The organism is Pseudoxanthomonas sp. LARHCG66, assembly GCF_052871755.1.
This window is the reverse complement of the sequence record NZ_JBIXJW010000005.1, coordinates 215,222-235,745: the sequence shown is the minus strand read 5'-3', so window position 1 is coordinate 235,745 and position 20,524 is coordinate 215,222. Positions and strand designations below refer to the sequence as shown.

22 protein-coding genes and 1 tRNA gene are annotated in these 20,524 nt (G+C 65.6%); 9 read left to right on the top strand and 14 right to left on the bottom strand.

The genetic code is table 11. The features are described 5' to 3' along the window. Nucleotides 1-38 precede the first annotated feature (38 nt). From ACIPRS_RS16025 to ACIPRS_RS16015, 3 genes are all read right to left on the bottom strand, one after another. On the bottom strand, nt 39-989 hold the full coding sequence (locus ACIPRS_RS16025; RefSeq protein ID WP_192202625.1) for a restriction endonuclease: 951 nt from the start codon (nt 987-989) through the stop codon (nt 39-41). Between the two features lie 243 nt (nt 990-1,232). Beyond that, nucleotides 1,233-1,799, bottom strand: coding sequence for a phasin family protein (locus ACIPRS_RS16020; protein ID WP_192202624.1), 567 nt, complete (start codon nt 1,797-1,799; stop codon nt 1,233-1,235). A 95-nt stretch (nt 1,800-1,894) separates the two neighbouring features. Beyond that, entirely contained in the window at nt 1,895-3,139 is a 1,245-nt protein-coding gene (locus ACIPRS_RS16015) for a patatin-like phospholipase family protein (RefSeq protein WP_446539270.1), read from the bottom strand. Between the two features lie 105 nt (nt 3,140-3,244). On the opposite strand from ACIPRS_RS16015, the gene ACIPRS_RS16010 reads away from it, so the two are divergent. Continuing rightward, entirely contained in the window at nt 3,245-3,943 is a 699-nt protein-coding gene (locus tag ACIPRS_RS16010; protein WP_337732084.1) for an FFLEELY motif protein, read from the top strand. 3 nt (nt 3,944-3,946) lie between these two features. Here ACIPRS_RS16010 and ACIPRS_RS16005 read toward each other — a convergent pair whose 3' ends face one another. Then, entirely contained in the window at nt 3,947-4,222 is a 276-nt protein-coding gene (locus ACIPRS_RS16005) for a polyhydroxyalkanoic acid system family protein (RefSeq protein ID WP_192202621.1), read from the bottom strand. A 98-nt stretch (nt 4,223-4,320) separates the two neighbouring features. Between ACIPRS_RS16005 and ACIPRS_RS16000 the strand changes: the two genes are divergently transcribed. Beyond that, complete coding sequence (locus ACIPRS_RS16000; protein WP_337732083.1) at nt 4,321-5,124, top strand: FHA domain-containing protein; 804 nt, start codon at nt 4,321-4,323, stop codon at nt 5,122-5,124. Here the strand turns inward: ACIPRS_RS16000 and msrQ are convergent. Next, nucleotides 5,093-5,722 (bottom strand): protein-methionine-sulfoxide reductase heme-binding subunit MsrQ, encoded by a 630-nt coding sequence (gene msrQ / locus ACIPRS_RS15995; RefSeq protein WP_446539269.1) that lies wholly within the window; start codon nt 5,720-5,722, stop codon nt 5,093-5,095. The genes ACIPRS_RS16000 and msrQ overlap by 32 nt on opposite strands. Nucleotides 5,723-5,876: 154 nt before the next feature. Then, a complete protein-coding gene (gene msrP, locus ACIPRS_RS15990) occupies nt 5,877-6,845 on the bottom strand; it encodes a protein-methionine-sulfoxide reductase catalytic subunit MsrP (protein ID WP_446539268.1) in 969 nt (322 codons plus the stop codon). A gap of 205 nt (nt 6,846-7,050) precedes the next feature. Between msrP and serC the strand changes: the two genes are divergently transcribed. From serC to aroA, 3 genes are all read left to right on the top strand, one after another. After that, complete coding sequence (gene serC, locus ACIPRS_RS15985) at nt 7,051-8,136, top strand: phosphoserine transaminase (protein ID WP_446539267.1); 1,086 nt, start codon at nt 7,051-7,053, stop codon at nt 8,134-8,136. Nucleotides 8,137-8,233: 97 nt separating this feature from the next. Next, nucleotides 8,234-9,391 carry a prephenate dehydratase gene (pheA, locus tag ACIPRS_RS15980; RefSeq protein ID WP_446539266.1) on the top strand — a complete coding sequence of 386 codons (1,158 nt, stop codon included), beginning with the start codon at nt 8,234-8,236 and terminating at the stop codon, nt 9,389-9,391. Nucleotides 9,392-9,526: 135 nt separating this feature from the next. Continuing rightward, nucleotides 9,527-10,831, top strand: a complete 1,305-nt coding sequence (gene aroA, locus ACIPRS_RS15975) for a 3-phosphoshikimate 1-carboxyvinyltransferase (protein ID WP_446539265.1) — start codon at nt 9,527-9,529, stop codon at nt 10,829-10,831. Nucleotides 10,832-11,061: 230 nt separating this feature from the next. On the opposite strand, the gene ACIPRS_RS15970 is transcribed toward aroA, so the two are convergent. Both ACIPRS_RS15970 and ACIPRS_RS15965 read right to left on the bottom strand, forming a co-directional pair. Then, entirely contained in the window at nt 11,062-11,628 is a 567-nt protein-coding gene (locus ACIPRS_RS15970; protein WP_446539264.1) for an energy transducer TonB, read from the bottom strand. Nucleotides 11,629-12,023: 395 nt separating this feature from the next. Beyond that, nucleotides 12,024-12,671 (bottom strand): energy transducer TonB, encoded by a 648-nt coding sequence (locus ACIPRS_RS15965; RefSeq protein WP_192202614.1) that lies wholly within the window; start codon nt 12,669-12,671, stop codon nt 12,024-12,026. A 111-nt stretch (nt 12,672-12,782) separates the two neighbouring features. Between ACIPRS_RS15965 and serS the strand changes: the two genes are divergently transcribed. Continuing rightward, nucleotides 12,783-14,063, top strand: a complete 1,281-nt coding sequence (gene serS / locus ACIPRS_RS15960; protein ID WP_446539263.1) for a serine--tRNA ligase — start codon at nt 12,783-12,785, stop codon at nt 14,061-14,063. A 193-nt stretch (nt 14,064-14,256) separates the two neighbouring features. Here serS and ACIPRS_RS15955 read toward each other — a convergent pair whose 3' ends face one another. Then, nucleotides 14,257-14,994 (bottom strand): DNA alkylation repair protein, encoded by a 738-nt coding sequence (locus ACIPRS_RS15955; protein ID WP_446539262.1) that lies wholly within the window; start codon nt 14,992-14,994, stop codon nt 14,257-14,259. A 59-nt stretch (nt 14,995-15,053) separates the two neighbouring features. After that, entirely contained in the window at nt 15,054-15,632 is a 579-nt protein-coding gene (locus ACIPRS_RS15950; protein ID WP_446539261.1) for an FMN-dependent NADH-azoreductase, read from the bottom strand. Nucleotides 15,633-15,748: 116 nt separating this feature from the next. Between ACIPRS_RS15950 and ACIPRS_RS15945 the strand changes: the two genes are divergently transcribed. From ACIPRS_RS15945 to ACIPRS_RS15935, 3 genes are all read left to right on the top strand, one after another. Then, entirely contained in the window at nt 15,749-16,756 is a 1,008-nt protein-coding gene (locus tag ACIPRS_RS15945; protein WP_225591123.1) for a LysR family transcriptional regulator, read from the top strand. A 113-nt stretch (nt 16,757-16,869) separates the two neighbouring features. Continuing rightward, a tRNA-Ser gene (locus ACIPRS_RS15940) sits at nt 16,870-16,959 on the top strand. 148 nt (nt 16,960-17,107) lie between these two features. Beyond that, a complete protein-coding gene (locus tag ACIPRS_RS15935; protein ID WP_446539260.1) occupies nt 17,108-18,091 on the top strand; it encodes a hypothetical protein in 984 nt (327 codons plus the stop codon). Here ACIPRS_RS15935 and ACIPRS_RS15930 read toward each other — a convergent pair. The 4 genes from ACIPRS_RS15930 to ACIPRS_RS15915 all read right to left on the bottom strand — a co-directional run bounded on the left by ACIPRS_RS15930 (nt 18,088) and on the right by ACIPRS_RS15915 (nt 20,433). Further along, nucleotides 18,088-18,306 carry a hypothetical protein gene (locus ACIPRS_RS15930; protein ID WP_446539259.1) on the bottom strand — a complete coding sequence of 73 codons (219 nt, stop codon included), beginning with the start codon at nt 18,304-18,306 and terminating at the stop codon, nt 18,088-18,090. The genes ACIPRS_RS15935 and ACIPRS_RS15930 overlap by 4 nt on opposite strands. 146 nt (nt 18,307-18,452) lie before the next feature. Continuing rightward, on the bottom strand, nt 18,453-18,734 hold the full coding sequence (locus ACIPRS_RS15925) for a Mor transcription activator family protein (RefSeq protein ID WP_446539258.1): 282 nt from the start codon (nt 18,732-18,734) through the stop codon (nt 18,453-18,455). Between the two features lie 197 nt (nt 18,735-18,931). After that, nucleotides 18,932-19,318, bottom strand: coding sequence for a hypothetical protein (locus tag ACIPRS_RS15920; RefSeq protein ID WP_446539257.1), 387 nt, complete (start codon nt 19,316-19,318; stop codon nt 18,932-18,934). Further along, nucleotides 19,315-20,433, bottom strand: coding sequence for a hypothetical protein (locus ACIPRS_RS15915; protein ID WP_446539256.1), 1,119 nt, complete (start codon nt 20,431-20,433; stop codon nt 19,315-19,317). The genes ACIPRS_RS15920 and ACIPRS_RS15915 overlap by 4 nt, the downstream gene beginning before the upstream one ends. Nucleotides 20,434-20,524: the final 91 nt, after the last annotated feature.

The following is a 20,524-nucleotide window of genomic DNA, read 5'->3' as shown; positions in this document are numbered from 1 at the left end:
GCTGCCCGGGCGCACAGCGACGAAGTGTCGCGGCGGAATCACATCGTCTTGCACTGGCGCCAGCGCACCGGCTCGCTGCTGCCCGGTGGCGGGTTGAGTTGCACGCGGGTGGCGCGCAGCGCCGGGTAGCGCTCCAGTTCCAGGCAGATCCACGGCCATATTTCCTTCTCGCTGCCCATGCGATCGATGCTCAGCGTCAGCTTGGTCTGCCAGACGCCGCGGGTGATGCCGGGGGTTTTCGACAGCGCCTGGAGCACGCTGCGCATCTGTGCTTCGAGCTCTTCCTGCGTCGGTTCGCGGAAGGCTTCCTGCGGCGCAGGCGTGGCGGGTGCAGGTGCGCTGACCGTGCGTGCCGGCACGGTTGCTGCCGGCCGTGCATCGACGCTCGTGTCGGCCGCCTGCCTGCCGGCCCATCCCGCCATGGCGAGGGCACCGAGCGTCACCGCCCCGAGCCAGCTGATGCCGACATGCCGTTTGGCGCGCGCCGATGCATACGTCACGATCTGTTCGCGCAGGCTCGGCTCGATGAGGTGTCGGACTTCCGGCCACAGCCGCGGCCCGTCGAGCAACTCGATGTTGTTGCCCTGGGCCGCCTCCCGGCCTTCCTTTTCCACTTTGCCCTCGGTGGCGAGGATGCCGCCGCTGGCCGCACCCAGGCGGATGCTGGCGGCAAGTTCCTGTACCGGGGCAGCGGCGATCCGGTAGGCCGAACCGTGCTTGCACGAGAGCAGCCACTTTTCCTGGCCGCGCGCGAGCAGGAAGGTCGTCTGGGGTTCGCGGGATTCCTGGGGATCGGGGCCGGTTTCGACCAGGCCACGGCCTGCCATCGCGGCAAGGACGAGTTTCGAGAATTCCCTCCAGCGCAATCCGGACAGGGCATGCAGCCCGTAGGACATTTCGTCGCTGGGGCGCCGCACAAGCCAGAGATAGGCGGTGGCTGCCGCACCGGTCACAAGGGTGACCGCCAAACCGAGGAGCCAAATGGACATGCGTCGCGGGTGCGTTGTTGTTATTAGGCTCGCGATTCTACCGGGCCGCACCCACGGCTGTCTGTGCTGGCGGGTGCCCGCGCCGGACGGCGGGCAAAGAAAAGCCCGCCAGTCCGAAGCCGTAAGGGGAGGGGAGCAAACGAACTTCGATGGACTGGCGGGCTGGAATGATTGTTACGCCATTCGATGTTGCCGCGCAACAAAATTTTATTCAGAAATACGCATGAAAATGCGCATGCAGCCTTATGGTGCAGCCTTCTTGCGCGCTGCACGTTTCGCGGGCGTTTTCTTCGCGGCAGGTGCCGGTTTTTTGACGGCCGGCTTGGTGCTGCGCTTGGCACGGGATGGCTTGGTGGCCGGCGCACCGCCCATCGTGCGCAGTTGGGCATTCAGTGCGTCAACGCGATCGATGAGCGCGGACAGATCCTCGCGGCTGGGCACCTCGAGACGGCGCAGCGCGCGATGCACGCGCTCTTCGAACACCTTCTCCAGGCGGTCCCAGGTATCCGACGCGCGTTCGCGCGCCTGGCCGACGGTGGTCTCCATCGCATCGCGCATGGCCTGGGCCTTGCCGCCAGCCACCTTGCGCGTGGTCTGCTCCAGCGACAGACCTTCCTTCACCAGCGTTTCGAACAGCTTGGTGCCTTCGGCCTGCGCGCGCCCGAAAGCGCCCACGCCTGCCAGCCATACCTGCTGTGCGGATTCGCCCAGGCGCTTGGACATCTGCTCGGCCTGGGCCTGCAGGTTGTCGTTCTTGGAAGCGGATGCAGAAGCGGTCTTCTTGCGTGCGGATTTCTTCAGCGTGGCCATGGCGTTCCGTCAGTGGGTGGTGTCGGGGATTGCGCGCCAGAATCGGCGTGCTGTCTAGAGTTTTCACACCAGCCGGTGACGCGGCCGTGAGCGCATCAGCCCTGACGGGCCGCGCGGTGCCGCGACACGAGCTGGTCCACGTCGTCCAGGGCACGTCGCAGGCGCGCGGTGGTTTCGGTCATCCGCGGCATCACGTCCAGCCCGTCGAGGATGGAACGGTGGCGGTCGTTGACGATGTCCTCGTTGTAGCGGATGCCGTGCGCGGCCAGCATGGGCTTGAGCACCGACGCGCGCTTGCGCAGGTCGGCCAGCGTGTTGCGGTAGGCCAGCTGGCAGACCCGGTGGCGCGAAGAGAAGCTGAAGAGATTGGTGAAGAACAGTTCGCTGTCGTCCGAGTTGGGCTCGAACACCAGCTGGTCGATATCCGGGTACCGATGCGGATACTTCTCCATGCCGATCTGCATGCGCGACTGCAGCAGTGTGCGCAGGGTCTGCGACAGCACGGCCGGGAGGCCGCCGCTTGCCAGGCCCACCTGTTCGGCTTCGTCGGCCTGCGGCGTGGCCTGGTTCGCATCGAACGGCACCAGCGGGTTGATGCCGATCATCAGGTCGATGCCGCGGTCCAGGACCGTGCTCGCATGCATGGTCCGGCGCAGGGCGCCGTCGAGGAAATGGCGGCCACCAATTTCCACCGGCGGATACAGGCCGGGCAGGGCGGAACTGGCCTGCACGGCGCGCGAGATCGGGATGTCGTCCCAGCCTTCCTCGCCGAAGCGCACGGCCTCGCCGCTGTCGAGATCGACCGCGACGACGAACAGGTCCGCGTCGAGCGTGCGGAAGTCATTGCTGCGGCCACGGCGGCTGAAGATGTCGCGCAGGAAACGCTCCACTTCCTCGTTGTCGAAGATGCCGGTGGGTACCAGGCCGCCAAAACGCAGGAACATGTCGGACCAGCGCGTCGCGCGGCGCGGATTGCGCACCAGCCGGTTCAGCCAGTCGGCGTACAGGCCGGGGAGACTGGCCGCGCGGCGCAGGTACTCGCCGACATTCGGGCGGAGGAAGGTTTCGGGCCGGAATTCCGCATCGTCGCTGGTGCCGGTGATGAAGATGCGGCACATCTCGGCCGTGCCCATCCGGTTGGCCAGCCCGGCGGCGAGGAATGCACCGGAACTGACGCCGACATAGCAGTCCATCCGGGTCAGGTCCAGGCCGTCGAGGGCTTCGTCCAGGGCACGCAGCGCGCCCAGCTCGTACATGCCCCCGATGGGGCCGCCGCCGGCGATGGCCAGCCCGATCTTGCCGTTGTGGCCCCGCCGCCGCGCACTGTGGATCGAAAGCATGTACTACCCGTGGTGACCTTGCCGCCCGAGTGTAGCCGACCCGCCGCCGGGTTGCGGCGCCCGCAGCGGGCCCGGATCATGGCCGGCATGGCCTCAGGAAATCCCTTGATCGAACGCGTTGGCAGGCGCCTGGCCTGGCACCAGGCCCTGCATGATCCGGTGCAGGAGCCCCGCAACCGGCTGCGCTGGCTGCCGGAGCTGCGGCGCTGGCAGGCGGCACGGCTGGAGACCAGCTTCGAGCATTTCCTGAACGACCCGACGCGGCGCGCGGCGGCGATGTTCTTCCTGACCGACGTCTATGGCGACCACGATTTCAGCAAGCGCGACGCCAATGTCGCCAAGGTGATGCCGATGATGCAGCGCCTGCTGCCCGGTGCCGTGCTGGAGACCGTGGCGCACGGGATCGAACTGGGCGTGCTGACGCACGCGCTGGACATGCGGATGGCCGAGGCGCTGCATCGGCTGGCGCCGAATCGCCGCAAGCTGGACGCGGACCTGTACGGGCGTGCCTATCGCGAGGTGGGCCTGCCGCGCCTGCGCGGGCACCAGATCGACCTGATCGCCGAGGTGGGAGTGGGCCTGGCGCGGGCGGTGAAGACGCCCGGCGTCGCCACCCTGCTCAAGCTGTCGCGCGGCCCGGCAAAGGCGACCGGGCTGGGTGAGCTACAGGGATTCCTGGAACGGGGATTCGCAGCCTTTGCTGCACTAGGCGACGGCAAGGCTTTCGTGCGCGACATCGAGCGGGCAGAGCGCGCCGTGTCGCAGCGATTGTTCGAGGACGAGCCCGACCCGTTCCGCGACTGACGTTCAGTCGAACTTGTCGCTCAGGACCCGACGGATCTCGGCCTCGATGGGGCCTTTCATCGCCGACAGCAGGAAGCCCAGGTTGGCGGTGACGCGCAGCGTGTCGGCGAGCAGGGCGATCTTTCCGTCCACACCCGAACGGCTGAAGTTCAGCGTGTCGCCATCCCAGCCGTACTCCATGTCGAAGCGCTCGGACAGTTTCTTTGCCACGTCTTCGACCGCCTTGCGCGCCTGCTTCGGCGACTTGGAATGCGGGTGCAGGATATCGATGCTGGCCATGCGGGGCTCCCTTTGTCCGGCGCTATTCTGCGCAGCGCGATGGGCATATGCCAAGCCGGGGCTGCCGGATGCGCCTCAACCTGATAGGCTCCCGGGGCGTGCAGAACCTCAGACTTCACTTCGCAAATCGCCCTTCGCCCGACCGGCCGCTCACCACCGGCGTGCACCGCATCGTGCGTGAAGCGGCGGGCACGGTCGGTGTCGGCGATGCACTGCAGGGTGCGCTGCTCGCGCAGATCTGCGTGGACCGGCGCGGCCTGTGGTTGCAGGTGGCCAACGGCATGCGGGGCGTGCACATCAACGGCCGTCCGGTGAAACGGATGGCGGTGCTGCGTCCGGGCGATGCGGTCTACGTGGAAGGCGTGGAACTGCTGCTGCAGTCGGGCTACCAGTCGGCCGCCGACCTCCGTGAAAGCGACGCCGGCCAGGGCGATGTCCGTGTGGTGCTGCGGGGCCTGGGCGGCAAGTACCACGGCAAGAGTGTGTCCCTCGAGCAGCCGCGCGTGGTCGGACGTGCGCGCGATGCCCATATCCGCGTGGACGACCCGGCGTTCGCCGAGCGCCATGCCCGGCTCGAACTGCGCGGTGAACGCGTCCTGCTGCGCGATCTGGGATCCGCCGATGGCACGCGGGTGAACGGTGTGGCGGTGCGCGATGCGCTGCTCGTGGCCGGCGACCAGATCGTCTTCGATGCCCAGCATCGTTTCGTGCTGGAGGTGCCGTGGGCGCCCAGCGCCAAGTCGGACGAGCCTGCGCAGCAGGACGAAACGGGGCCGACACCCGGCGCCGGCGACACCGCCCCGGCGTCATCGTCATCGGTGTTGCGTTGGCCCTGGCTGCTGCTGGCGGCCTTGCTGATGGCCGGCGCGCTCAGCGCGCTGTTGCTGTTCGGCGCAGGCTGATCTTCTTCCAGACGCGCCACCCCAGCAGCGCCGCCAGGATGCCCGCATACAGCAGCGGCTCGCGGATGTCCGACTTCACCAGCCACCAGAAGTGCAGCACGGCGAGCACTCCGATCGCATAGACGAGCTTGTGCAGCTGGCCCCAGCGCCGGCCGAGCCGACGCATCCAGCCCTGGGTTGAGGTGACCGCCAGCGGCACCAGCAGCAGCCACGCGGTGAAGCCGACGGTGATGTAGGGACGCTTGACGATCTCTTCGAAGATCTGCGTCCAGTAGCCGCGCAGGTCCAGCGCCAGGTAGGCCGACAGGTGCACCGTGGCGTAGAAGAACGCGTACAGGCCCAGCATGCGCCGGAAGCGCAGCAGCACGGCCTTGCCCGTCAACTGGCGCAGCGGCGTGATGGCCAGGGCCACCATCAGCAGCCGCAGCGCCCACAGGCCGGTACGGTGCTCGATCTCCACCACGGGGTCCGCGCCCAGCGCGTCGCTTCCTGTCTGCCATACGTCGAAGAACTGCCAGGCCAGGATCGCCAGTGGAGTGAGTGCCAGGGCATGGACCAGGGTCTTGGCGGCAATGATGCGCGGGGTTGTCTTGGCCATGCGTGGGTCAGGTCGATGTCAGGAGGAGGGCGGGGCGGTGATCGGGTGCGGGAGGGCAGGAATCGGAACGCGGGATGCCATGGGTTGCGAGCCTGCCGGACTGCCCTTTATCGCAGTGCCCCTCAAGGACCTGCGTGCGGGCACGATCGGGCCATCAATACCACTTCTTCAGGTCCAGGCCCGCATACAGCGACGCCACCTGGTCGGCATAGCCATTGAACATGCGTGTCGGGATGCGCTCGGCGAACAGCTTGCTCTGCTTGCCGGCGATGCGGCGCTCGGTCTTCTGGCTCCAGCGTGGATGGTCGACACTGGGATTCACGTTGGAGAAGAACCCGTACTCCGATGGCTGCAGGTCATGCCACGCGGTTTCGGGCATTTTTTCGACGAACTTGATCTCGACGATCGACTTGATGCTCTTGAAGCCATACTTCCACGGCACCACCAGGCGCAGCGGCGCGCCGTTCTGCTGCGGGAGCGGCTTGCCGTACAGGCCGGTGGCCAGCAGGGTGAGGGGATGCATCGCCTCGTCGATGCGCAGGCCCTCGCGGTAGGGCCAATTGATCGAGCGGTAGCGCACACCGGGCATCTGCACCGGATCGGCCAGCGTGGTGAAGGCGACGTACTTGGCCTTGGCGGTCGGCTGGAACTTCTTCAGCACCTCGCCCAGTGGCACGCCCAGCCACGGGATTACCATCGACCAGCCTTCGACGCAGCGCAGGCGGTAGATGCGCTCCTCGGGTGTCAGCCCCTTTAGGAGGTCTTCGAGCGCGATCCGGCCCGGCTTCGCGCATTCGCCGCCCACCACCACCGACCATGGCGAAGTCTTCAATGTCTTGCGTGCGGTGGACGGGTCGGCCTTGCCGGTGCCGAACTCGTAGAAGTTGTTGTAGCTCGCCACGTCTTCGTAACGGGTCAGTTCCTCCGTCGTGCGGAATCCGGACCGGGCCTGCTCGGGCGTCACCGTCAACCTCGGGGGCGGGGGCGGCTCGGCCTCCGCGCAACCGGACAGGGCCAGCGCCGGCGCCATTGCGAAGGCACGCAGCAGGGCGCGCCGCTCCCGGTAGACGGACTCGTCGGTGATCTCGGAGGAGGGGATTCGCAAGGCATCGCGCAGGGACATGGGGAAACTCCGGAACGTTGCAGGTGTTCTTGGACGCCTGTGCGGCGGGAAAATTCCCGGCCTGTGGACGATCTGCTGCAAGTCTGTACGTCCATGGCCCGGTGCGGGATGCAGTCCGCCCGCATTTCATGCCCCAACTTGCGCATGGTTGCCCATGCAACGGATGCCCTGCGGCATACTAGCCGTTCATTCTTCCAGGTGCCCCATGACGCGCGCGTTCAACTTCAGTGCCGGTCCCGCCACGTTGCCCGAGTCGGTGTTGCGGCAGGCCCAGGCCGAGATGCTCGACTGGAACGGCATCGGCGCGTCCATCGTGGAAATCAGCCACCGCAGCCAGGATTTCATCGCGGTGGCGGCCGAGGCCGAAGCGGACCTGCGCGCACTGGTCGGTATTCCCGATGACTATGCCGTGCTGTTCCTGTCCGGCGGTGCCACGACCCACCAGGCGCTGCTGGCGCTGAACTTCGCTGCCCCAGGCCAGGTGGTCGACTACGTGGTCACCGGCCACTGGGGCAAGACCGCGATCAAGCAGGCCACGCCCTACTGCACGGTCAACATCGCCGCCGACGGCGAGGCCGGCGGCTTCCATGACATCCCGTCGCGCGACACCTGGAAGCTCACCCCCGATGCCGCCTACGTGCACATCACCGCCAACGAGACCATCCACGGTGTCGAGTTCCGTGACACGCCCGACGTGGGCGAGGTGCCGCTGTTCGCGGACTTCAGTTCGTCGATCGCCTCCGAGCCGCTGGACGTGTCGAAGTACGGGGTGATCTACGCCGGTGCGCAGAAGAACCTGGGCCCGGTCGGCGTGGCGGTGGTGATCATCCGCAAGGACCTGTTCGAGCGCAGCGGCCAGCCGCGCGCCGACATCTTCGACTACCGCTCGCATGCCGCGCGCGACTCGATGCTCAACACGCCGCCGACCTGGAACTGGTACCTGGCCGGCCTGGTGTTCAAGTGGATGCTGGCCGAAGGCGGCGTCGCCGAGTTTGCGCGCCGTAACGCGGTGAAGTCGTCGCTCGTCTACAACGCCATCGACAGTTCGGGAGGCTTCTACCGTAACGACGTGGTGCCGGCGGCGCGGTCGCGGATGAACATTCCCTTCTTCCTGCCGGATGACACCCTCAATGCCCGCTTCGTCGCCGAGTCCAAAGCCGCCGGCCTGCTGGCGCTGAAGGGGCACAAGGCGGTCGGTGGCATCCGCGCTTCGCTGTACAACGCGCTGCCGGTGGACGGCGCGCAGGCGCTGGTCGATTTCATGCGCGATTTCCAGCAACGCAACGGATGAGTAGCGCTGTTGTAGGAGCGACGTAAGTCGCGACCGTCAACTGTCCGGTCGCGACTTGCGTCGCTCCTACAGAGAGCATTTTCAGGGAACACGAAACATGGCCCCCAAACCCAGCAAGCCCAAGAAAACCGCCGCGCCGGCGAAAGGCAAGACAGCCGACGTCACGACCGCACCCGCTCCCGCCCTCTCCGACGTGCGCGCCAAGATCGACGGCATCGACCGCCAGATCCAGTCGCTGATCGCCGAACGCGCCGTCTTCGCCCACCAGGTCGGCAAGGCCAAGGGCAAGCTGGCCGCGGCAGTGGACTATTACCGTCCCGAGCGCGAGGCGCAGGTGCTGCGGATGGTCGTGGACCGCAACGAGGGCCCGCTCAGCGACGAAGTGCTGGTGCATGTCTTCCGCGAAATCATGTCCGCGTGCCTGGCGCAGCAGGAGCCGCTGAAGATCGGCTACCTCGGCCCGGAGGGCACCTTCAGCCAGCAGGCCGTGCTCAAGCACTTCGGTCGCTCCGCGCATGGCCTGCCGCTGGCAAGCATCGAAGAGGTCTTCCAGGAAGTGGCCAGCGGCAACGCCGATTTCGGCGTGGTGCCGGTGGAGAACTCGGGGCAGGGCACTATCCAGATCACCCTGGACATGTTCCTGACCTCGGACCTGAAGATCTGCGGCGAAGTCGAACTGCGCGTGCACCAGTTCCTGATGTCGCGCACGGGCCGCATCGACGACATCGAGCGCATCTACGCGCACCCGCAGTCCTTCGCGCAGACGGCGGGCTGGCTGCGCGCCAACCTGCCGAAGGTGGAGAAGGTGCCGGTGTCGAGCAATGCCGAAGGCGCGCGCCGCGCGCGCGGCAACGACGACGCAGCCGCCATCGGCGGCGAAAGCGCCGCCCACGTGTACGGCCTGAAGAAGGTCGTCATGAGCCCGATCCAGGACGACAAGGACAACACCACGCGCTTCCTGGTGATCGGCCGCAGCATCTTCCCGCCGTCGGGCCACGACCGCACCTCCGTGCTGGTCTTCATCCACGACAAGCCTGGCGCGCTGTTCGACGTGCTCAGCCCGTTCGCGCGCCACGGCATCAGCATGAACCGCATCGAGTCGCGGCCCTCGCACCATGCCAAGTGGGAGTACGGCTTCTTCATCGACCTGGCCGGCCACATCGACGATGAGGCGATGAAGCAGGCGCTGGCCGAACTGAAACAGCATTCGGCGCAGATCAAGGTGCTGGGGTCGTACCCGGTCGCGGTGCCTTGAGCCGGTCATGAGCCTCATCCAGCGCCGGTCTCACCTCGCTCGTCATCCCGGCTTTCGCCGGGATGACGGGAAGTCCTCAGTCATTCTGAATCCCGTACTCCCTTCCCTCACTTCCCAAGCCCGCAACGAACTCCGATGAAACAAGACTGGATCGCCTCCACCGGCAAACCCCTGAGCGGCACCCTCGACATTCCCGGTGACAAGTCGGTGTCCCATCGCGCGGTGATGTTCGCCGCGCTGGCGGACGGCACCTCGACGATCGACGGTTTCCTGGAAGGCGAGGACACCCGCGCCACCGCCGCGATCTTCTCGCGGCTCGGCGTACGCGTGGAGACCCCGTCGCCGTCGCGGCGCATCGTGCACGGCGTGGGCGTGGATGGCCTGAAGCCTGCGGAGGGCGCGCTGGACTGCGGCAACGCCGGCACCGGCATGCGCCTGCTTGCGGGCCTGCTGGCTGCGCAGCCGTTCGACAGCGTGCTGGTCGGCGACGAATCCTTGTCCAAGCGCCCCATGCGCCGCGTCACCGGGCCGCTGTCCTCGATGGGCGCGCGCATCGACACCGAAGCTGGCGGCCTGCCACCGCTGCGCATCCAGGGCGGCCAGCCGTTGGCGGGCATCGACTACACGCTGGAAGTCGCCAGTGCCCAGGTGAAGTCCGCCGTACTGCTGGCGGGCCTGTATGCCGATGGCGAAACCGTCGTGCGCGAGCCGCATCCCACCCGCGACTACACCGAGCGCATGCTGAAGGCGTTCGGCGTGGACATCGACTTCTCGCCCGGCTTCGCGCGCCTGCGCGGCGGGCAGCGCCTGAAGGCGACCGACATCGCCGTGCCTGCGGATTTTTCGTCGGCCGCGTTCTTCCTGGTCGCGGCCAGTGTCGTTCCCGGCTCCGAACTGCGCCTGCGCGCCGTCGGCCTGAATCCGCGCCGCACCGGCCTGCTGCAGGCGCTGCGCCTGATGGGCGCGGACATCAGCGAAGAGAATGCCAGCGAGCACGGCGGCGAGCCGGTGGCCGATCTGGTGGTGCGTCACGCGCCACTGCACGGCATCGAGGTGCCGGAAGCGCTGGTGCCGGACATGATCGATGAGTTCCCCGCGCTGTTCGTCGCGGCGGCAGCGGCGAACGGCCCCACGGTTGTGCGCGGCGCTGCGGAACTGCGGGTGAAGGAATCCGACCGCCTGGCCAGCATGGCCAACGGCCTGCGTGTGCTCGGCCTGCGCGTGGATGAGACGCCCGACGGCGCGACGATCTTTCCGGGCCCGCTGCACGGCGGCACCGTGGATTCCCACGGCGACCACCGCATCGCGATGGCGTTCTCCATCGCCGGGCAGGTCGCAACCGGCGAGGTGCGCATCGGCGATGTCGCCAACGTGGCGACCTCGTTCCCGAACTACGACGGCCTGGCGACCGGCGCGGGGTTTGCGTTGCGGAAGGCGTGACGCTTTCGCTTTCTGTAGGAGCGACGTAAGTCGCGACCGCAGACCCCCGATTCCTGTGTGGCTCTCCCGTTCCGCACCTGTCCCGCGGTCGCTTGCCGTGATCTATTGCACAAGGATCACGGTCGCGACTTGCGTCGCTCCTGCAAGAGGCCAAGCATGAGAAAGGGGACGCGTGCGCGCGTCCCCCTTTTTCTTTCCTCGTCAGCTCCCTGTGCGGAGCGGTGCAGCGCTTAGATTGGCTTGAAGTCCACCGGCACCTTCACGCTGGTGGCGATCGCCTTGCCATTGCGCATGGCCGGCTCGAAGCGCCACTGGCGCACGGCGGTCAGCGCGGCGCGATCCAGGTCGCGTTCACCGCTGCGCTCGACCACGCGCACGTCGATCGGATGGCCCTGCGCATCGACCTCGGCCAACACCACGACGGTACCGCCGACACCGGCGCGCAGCATCGAGGCCGGATACTTCGGCTCGGCGTTGCTGGCCAGCGGACGGGCATCGCGGCTGATCGAAGCCGGACGGGTGGCTGCCGTGCGCTCGGCGCGCTTGCGGTCGGCCGTGGCGGCCGCGCGCTCATTGGCCGGTGCATTGACGGCATCATCCGCCACCGGGGCAGGCAGCGCGGCGACCGGCGTTTCGGTGCCGGCATGTCGCGACTGCGTCCACCACACCAGGCCTGCAGCCGTGACCGCGAGGGCCAGCAGCATCAGCAGTACGGGCGAGGTGGTGCGGCGCGGTTCCACCGTGGTGTCTTCCACGGTATCCGGGGTGCGGTACTCGTTGTTTGTGGGCATCGACATGTGAACCTCCGTTTCGCGTTGTGGGTTCCGCGTTGGAACGGGGCCGAGTCTTGGCGGGGCGATGTTTGCGATGCGTGATGTCGCGATGAAACGGGCCGGTTTGAGTTCAGGTACTGGAACCCGCGTTCACGTGTGTGCAGGTCGCGTGCATACGGCAAGCGCTTCGGGATCGCGCCAAGACTCGTGGCGCATGACAAGCTCCAAAGACGTGCTCCGTTCGTGGTGAGCCTGTCGAACCACGCTTCTAGAACCAAGGCGCGCTGTCTTGGCTTTTCGATGTCCCGCGAAGAGCGTGGTTCGACAGGCTCACCACGAACGACACTCAAGCGGTCTCGATTTTCAGGCGGGGTTTTGCATGCGCCCTAGTGGCATCGTGCCCGATACCGGCACCGCGATCACCGCATCTTGAAGTCGATCGGCACCGTCACCGCACCGCTCACCGCCTGGCCATCGCGCTGGGCGGGCTGGAAGCGCCAGCGGCGCACGGCGTCCACCGCAGCGCGATCCAGATCACGGGAGCCACTGCGCTGGGCCACATCGACAGCGGTCGGCACGCCGTCCGCGCCCACTTCCACCCGCACCATCACCGTGCCTTCCGCGCCATTGCGCATGGCAGACGGCGGGTACTCGGGCGCGGGTGTCTGGCCGGGGATCGGCACGGGCACATCGCCGGGGGCGAGCGGAACACCCGCCGCCGACGGCGTGGCATCGGCCGGTGCCACAGGCATCGGTGTTTCCGACACGGGCGCGGGCATCGGCTTTTCTTCCACCAGCTGCGGGCGCTCCTCGGCGGCCGGTCGTGGTGCGGGTTCTTCCATGCCGCTGGCGCCATCGCCGGTGGAAAGGGGTTCGGGCAGCGCCTCGACCGGCAGCGATTTGCCCGGCACCGTGGCTTCCGGCGTGTAGAAACCGTCGTCGCGGCCCGCCCACCAGACGATCACGAACAGCAGCAGGCCGATGCCGAAGGCGATGGCGGCGTTGCGCAGGGCGGTGCGGGGCAGGCGGAAGGTGAAGTGCGGTTCGTGCGGTTGCTGGGCCGACATGGGGATCACCGGTGAAGTCGCGCCGATTCTTGCACAGCCGCCGTTAACCGCGCGGGCAACCGGTCGCAGATGGGCGATAATGCCGGCTTCCCACGCCAGACTGCTGTTTCCATGCTCGATCCCGTCCTGCTCCGCACCCAGCCCGCCGAACTCGCCCAGCGCCTCAAGGAGGCCCGCGGTTTCGACCTGGACGTGTCCCGCATCGCCGACCTGGAAGCCGCCCGCAAGCAGATCCAGAAGCGCACCGAGGAACTGCAGAACCTGCGCAACACCCGCTCCAAGGCCATCGGCCAGGCCAAGGCCAAGGGCGAGGACGTGTCCGCGCTGATGGCGGAAGTGGCCGGCTTCGGCGACGAGCTGAAGGCCTCGGAAGTGAAGCTGGACGAGATCCGCGCCGAGATCGAGGCCATCGCCCTGGGCATCCCCAACCTGCCGCACGCCAGCGTGCCGGTGGGCCAGGACGAAGCCGACAACGTCGAACAGCACCGCTGGGGCACGCCGCGCGCGTTCGACTTCCCGGTGAAGGACCACGTGGAACTCGGCGCCCGCCACGGCTGGCTGGACGCCGACACCGCCGCGAAGCTGTCCGGCGCGCGCTTCACCGTGCTGCGTGGCCAACTGGCGCGCCTGCACCGCGCGCTGGCGCAGTTCATGCTCGACCTGCACACCAACGAACACGGCTACGAAGAGACCAGCGTGCCGGTGATCGTCAACGCCGATTCGATGCGTGGCACCGGCCAGCTGCCGAAATTCGAGGAAGACCTGTTCGCCACCCACCTGGGCGAACACAAGCGCTACCTGATCCCGACCTCGGAAGTGCCGCTGACCAATATCGTCCGCGACGAAATCCTCGACGATGCCCGCCTGCCGCTGCGCATGACCGCGCATTCGATGTGCTTCCGTTCCGAAGCCGGCAGCGGTGGTCGCGACGTGCGCGGCATGATCCGCCAGCACCAGTTCGAGAAGGTGGAACTGGTCTCCATCGCGCGCCCGTCGGAAAGCTACGACGAGCAGGAACGCATGACGCGCGCCGCGGAAACCGTGCTGGAGAAGCTTGGCCTGCCGTACCGCCGCATGCTGCTGTGCACCGGCGACATGGGCTTCGGCGCCACCAAGACCTTCGACCTGGAAGTCTGGCTGCCGTCGCAGGACATGTACCGCGAGATCTCCTCGTGCTCCAACTGCGAAGACTTCCAGGCCCGCCGCATGCAGGCCCGCTGGCGCAATCCCGCCACCGGCAAGCCCGAGCCCGTGCATACGCTCAACGGCTCCGGCACCGCCGTGGGTCGCGCGCTGATCGCGGTGATGGAGAACTACCAGAACGCCGACGGCTCGATCACCGTGCCCGAGGTGCTGCGGCCGTACATGGGTGGCGCGGACCGCATCGCCTGACGTTGTATCCCTTCTCCCCGCGAGCGGGGAGAAGGTGCCCGGAGGGCGGATGAGGGGCGCTCTTGGCACAGAACTCTCCGCATTCCGGTCGCAGACGCGCGTTGAGCGTTGATCGCGGTGGAAGGCCTACCTCTCCGCTCGCCCCTCACCCGCCTTCGGCACCCTCTCCCCGCTTTGCGGGGAGAGGGGAGCTTCACGTCTTCTTCTTCGCGCGTCCCTTCGTCGCCTTCGACACCTTGGCGCGCACCGCCGCGCGGCCCAGGTCGCGCAACGCATCCTTGCCGACCCAGCGTCGCGTCGGATCGTCGGTCGCCGCCAGCGCGGTGGCGCGGTCGATCGCTTCGGCATGCAGCGCCGCATTGCGGTGGCCGATGGCACGCAGCGCCCAGCTCACGCCCTTGCTGACGAAGTTGCGCGCATCGCCCGCCGCCGCGTCCACGTGGGCCAGCCCGGCGAGGAAGGGTGCATCCGGCGTGTGGCGGTCGTGCACCGCCAGCCCGGCCAGCAGCGCGAACGCCGCGCGTTTTTCGAACTCGCCGCGCTTGCGCGCCCATGCATCGATCCGTCCCCACGCATGCGGACTGCGGTCGAACAGGTGCAGGCACAGCGTGTCGCAGACCGCCCAGTTGTCGAACTGGCGGCACCAGCGGTCCATCTGCGTGGGGGTGAGGTGCGTGGGATCGGCGATGAAGGCCACCAGCAGGCGGGCTTCGTAGATGCCGCTGTCCCAGAGGGGTTGGGCCATGGCGTGACGACGGCCGATGCGCTTGCCCAGCGCCTGGATCTCGCGCATCGGCACGCCCAGCGCATGCGTGTCGGGAATGCCGTAGCGCGCCAGCCCGGCGCGATGGTCCGGGCGGGCGGCGGCCTTCAGCAGGGCCAGCGCCTCTGGGGCATCGATCGCGTCGGGCGTGGTGTTCCGGGCGGGCATCGGCGGGTGGCGGAAACGGGTGCCGGCAGCATACCGGCCCCGTCCCGCGACCCGAAGGCTCAGGCGGCCTTGCGCAGCGGTGCGGGGATGCTGGCCAGCGCGGTTTCGATGGCTTCGGCCTTGTGCTGCGGCGAATACGCCACGCGCTCGGCGCGGATGAACTCCACATCGGTGATGCCGAGGAAGCCGAACACCTGCTTCAGGTACGGCGCCACGAAGTCGATCGCCGTACCGGCGTATTCGCCACCGCTGGCCTCGGCCACGATCACCTGCTTGCCGCCGGCCAGGCCGACGGGGCCGTTCTCGGTGTACTTGAAGGTACGGCCGGCCACCGCCACGCGGTCGATCCAGGCTTTCAGCGTGGACGGTACGCCGAAGTTGTAGCGCGGCACGCCGACCACGATGACATCGGCGGCCAGGAACTCCTGCATCGCCTGCTCGGCGGCTTGTGCGGCGGCGGCATCGCCCCCACCCAGTACGGCGTTGGTCAGGTGCGGAAGCGGGTTGGCGTCAAGGTCGCGGTAGGTGACCTCCAGCCCGGGCACACTGTCCTGCCAACGGGCTACGATGGCGGCGGTCAGTTGTCGGCTGACCGAATTGGCGGCCAGGGCGCTGCTGTCGATATGCAATAGTTTCATGGTGGTTCTCCGGTCGGGATGCGGCCTCAACCGCGTTGGAGAACACTGTAGGTCGTTGCATTGGTGGGATAAACGTGGTTAAACGTCACTGATCGTTCTAAAGGCGAGACTAATTCATGCAGCACGACCTCAACGACCTCTATTACTTCGCGATGGTGGTGGACCACGGCGGCTTCGCCGCGGCGGAACGGGCGCTGGGCATCCCCAAGTCCCGCCTGAGCCGGCGCATCAGCCAGTTGGAGACCGACCTGGGCGTGCGCCTGCTGCAGCGCTCCACCCGCCGCTTCGCGGTGACGGACGTGGGCATGAGCGTGCACCGCCATGCGCAGACGATGCTGGCCGAAGCCCAGGCCGCGCGCGAGGTGGTCGATCGCCTGAGCGCCGAGCCGCGCGGCGTGGTGCGCGTCAGCGTGCCGGTGGCGGTGGCGCAGATGCAGTTGCCGAAGATCCTGCCGGCCTTCCTCGACAAGTACCCGAAGGTGCGGTTGCAGCTGCACGTCAACAACCGCCGCGTGGACATCATCAACGAGGGCTACGACGTGGCGCTGCGCGTGCGCGCCAAGCTCGACGACGACGGCAGCCTGGTGATGCGCAGCTTCGGCCAGATCCAGGAGTTGCTGGTGGCCAGCCCGAAGTACCTCAACCGTGCCGGCCGCCCGAAGGTGCCGGAAGACCTGGCCGAGCACGTCACCCTGAGCATCAGCGAGGACGAGGCACGCCAGCGCTGGGAGCTGCATGGGCCCAATGGCGAGGTGCGCCGCATCGAGTTGAATCCGCGCCTGGCGGGTTTCGATTTCCCGCTGCTGCAGTCGATGGCGAAGGACGGTTACGGCATCACGCTGTTGCCGGAGACGGTGTGCGCGGACGCAGTGCGCAAGGGCGAGCTGGAGGTGGTGCTGCCGGAATGGAGCCTGCCGCAGGGCATCTGCCATGCGGTGTTCGCCTCGCGCCGGGGCATGTTGCCGGCGGTGCGGGTATTCATCGATTTCCTGGCCGAGCACCTGCCGCAGCAGATCGAATCCTCGCGGCTGGATTGCGGCGGCAAGTGTTCGGAGGAGAAGGAGAAGGCCATCGCGATGGCCATCGACAACACCAAGGCCGGCAAGGTGAAGAAGGCGTCGTAAGCCACGGGCAGGGTGTTCATGCGAAAATGCCGTCCGGCCTGCAAGGGGCCGGGCGCGCCGCCGGGGCAGGGTGGCGATGCACCGCGACGGGGTCGCGGGCAGTTCCAGACAACGGAGAGATGGCCGAGCGGTTTAAGGCAGCAGTCTTGAAAACTGCCGTAGGTGCAAGCCTACCGTGGGTTCGAATCCCACTCTCTCCGCCAAAACATATTATAAGTTGCTGATTTTATTGATATTTATTAGCGATATCTTTGCTAGCCCATGTCCCTACCCATCCTTCCGTAGGGCTGGGGCTTGCGGGGACCAGTAACGTCTTTAGAGTAGTCGTGACAGGGGCTCATGGGGGGCGACATGGCAGACGCGACTACGCTTCGTACGAAGCTGGCTTACTTCACGAGTATTGATCCCAAGAGCCTGATGCACAGGGTCGAATGGGGAACCATCGATTTCAGGGCTGCGGAAGGCGATATAGGTTCAATCTACGAGATCGTCCATTTGCTGGATGATCTGCCCCTCGACCGACTTCCAGCAAACGCAATTCAATCCATCGCCAACAGTCTTGAGAATTGCTGGCAATGGGTCGAGAAAATCAACAAGTTCGATCTTGAGGGGTCGCCAGGTTCTAAGCGCGACGAAATCGTTAACAACCTCGCTATTCAACAGCAGGAACTTTACATCAACACCCAACAGTGGGTGCCGTTCCTGGCGTATCTGAAAGGGGACATTCCTGCGCAGCTTCGCAGCATCACGTCATCTGTCAGTGCCGCAAGCAGCCAGTTCGATGACTTTAAGAAGTTCTCGGACCAGAGGTCAAAAGATATCGATGAAATCGTTCGTGTGACGCGTGAGGCATCAGCAAAGGCCGGTGTCGGCGTTTTCACCGACGAGTTCCTCAACGACGCGACGGCTCGCGAGAATGAGGCTAAAAGCTGGCTAGATAGAGCGACAATTTCAGCTGTCGTCACTGTGCTGACAGCCATAGCCTTCTTCTGGATTAGAGCGCCTGAGAATCAGTATGCAGTGATCCAGTTCTCTACGTCGAAAATTGTAATTCTTGCGATGCTTATTGCGATCAGCGCTTGGTGTGCTGGCAACTACAAAGCAAACAAGCATCAAGCCGTTGTTAGTCGTCACAAGGCTCATTCCCTGCGAACATTTCAGGCGTTCGTGCAGGCTACAGAGAATCCGGTCGTGAAAGATGCGGTGTTGATGGAGACAACGCGAGCTATCTTTAGCCACAGTCAGACCGGATATCTCAAGGCGGACGGTGCGCCAGACAACCCCTCAAGGATCGTCGAGATCATTAAGGGGAATTCTGAGCCTTCGGCTAGCTAGACTTGGAAATCTCCCGGCGCTGGTGCAGCTTGGCCAAGGCTGCGCCAGGCAGCCATTCTCGCTAGTTCGCCCGCCATCTCGACGGGCACATGCATCACAAATGCTTCTAGGTCGGGCATGTGATGCGGAATCACAGCAATGGCCTCAGCAGTCTCCTGCGTCTTGCTATCGGTGATGACTAGAGTTTCGCTATCGATCAAAGCGCTGTATCGCATTGCTTTCCTACTTGAAGATGCACACCCCTGCGGTGCAGAGAAAGCATGTGTGTAAGCGCTTCGCGAGTGAAATCGATTGTTCGGATCATGGACAGCGGACAATAGGCAAGGCATATCATCCTGCCTGGCTATCTAACGTGTCCCTATCATCCTGCTTTGGCGCAAGCGAGCGCCGAACAGATGCGGCGTACCTGGCGCGGCGTGATTCCGAAGCCCCGAGCGACCGCTGCGGTCGGCCAGCCGTCGGCGACCTGCTCAGCGATAGCGCGATTTCGTCGCGAGAGGGATGCGCTCTCAATACAAGGAAAGAAGAGCTGTTCGCCTGGCATCGCGGCGACTAGCTTCGCGGCATCTTCCAGGCCGGCAATCTGTACGATGCGGTTGGGAGTTTCCGGGTTGATCCGATGGGGAACGTACAGGCTGCCCATGCGCCCGCGCGAGCGACGGCCTAGTCCACCCGAGCGGCTTGGCGGTGCGCAGACCTCCCAAACCCTCATGCCGATCTCGACGGCTCTATCCCATCCAACTATAGGCGCGATCACGTGATAAGAGCTAGGAAGATTGAATCGCTCCGGACTTCGATCCCAGTATGTAGTCTCCGTCAAACCCGGCGGGCTTGTAATCGTCATCGCGTTTCATGTCTCCATTTTTCCACCCAGCTGCCACGTTTCGCCACATCTTCCGGTGGCGCACATGCGATGACAGCGCGATTCTCCAAGTAGAGCACTGCACGCTGGACGCCAGCCTGGTCGACTTCCGGGAAAGCGCTAGCAATTCGCTTCTGTGCTTCCGCTCGGCTGTAGACGAAAGACCCGCCAAGGGTTTTCGAGATGATCGCCACGCGCGGGCCTTCGTCGTCAGGACTGCGAACAACGATCTGCGCAGCACCAATGGCCGCATCTAGCTCAAGAGAAAAGGTAACTGGCGGACGCCCCGACGCGTGACCGTGGCCCAAGGAAAACCACGGGAACAACATGCGTCCGCCAGTTATGCGGGAGAGAAGCCGCTTCATGCGACCTCCCAAAAATTCTGTGGCGCGGCGATGAGCGGCAGCATGGATGCCCAGGCAGTGACCATCATGTCGCCAGCGGTTCCTATGCGCAGGAAGTTGATCGAAATATCGTCCCGGATAGCGACCACGCAGCGGTCCCACGCGCCAACAATCGTTCCTGACATATCGGGCGTTAGCTGAGCAGGAACCCCAGCCGCGCGCAGCACGCCATCCACCCCCACGGCAACGCCGGCTGCATTGGTGCCTGCGATGGCCCGAATGTCCTCGATCTGCAAGTCCTGTGCGGCTATGGCTGCAATTGAAAAAGCTTGGGGATTGCTTGCCTTCACTGCATCCAGCAATACCGCATCCGCTGTCCGCGCCAGGCCAAGCGCGATGCCCGCGACAATATGCGCGCAAAGCTGGTCTTGATCGGCATAGGCCCTTCGGTCGACCCTAGGGATCTCAAAGCGAATTGCTTTTGCAATCGCATTGTCCCATTCGATCTCTGTCGAATTGATGGGGAGTGAGCTTTGCGGAACTTCACCCAACGACGCGACATCGACAGTCGACCAAGCGCCGGCTTCGACATGCCGGATGTATGCCGGAAGCCGTTCAAGAACGATTGACCCATCGCGGCCGACAGGGCGCGGTTGGTGAGTCTCCGGCATGATCATGATGCCGGCGCCAGCGCGTGCGACTCGGCTATTCTCAATCAAAACCGCATCCATCTTGATTTCATTAGTAGATGGCGCGGCGAGAGGCGTACGTCGGAGCCGTCCCTTTGCGTCGAAGAGCGTCGTCAGGTTGTCGCCAGAAAGGCATGCAACAACCGAGCGCGATGCATCGACGGGTACGACGCTAGTCGGTTCCTGGAACCCCGCCGGAATGATGGCGCGGTAGGGCGCCGCGGTAGAAGCTTGCGCCATGGTGTGCTTTACGGCTGCGACAAGGGAGCGCATACCGCCCGATTCACGAGCGTTGACATCGCTCGGAGAGTTCTTTCGATAGTGCTCTGGATCGCGCAGTTTATTGGCGATGACTTCGTCAACAGGTAGGCTTTCGGGGCGCATCTTGCGGTGACTCTCAGTCGTTGAATGACTGAGATTCTCAACTGTCAAGTAGCGCGGTTCCATTGGCGGAATGTCCGCAGATGTGGGCGGCGTTTTATTGGCCTTTGCTTCTGGGGTATGCCGAAAGGGCTAGAAACTGGGGCCATCTAAGGTC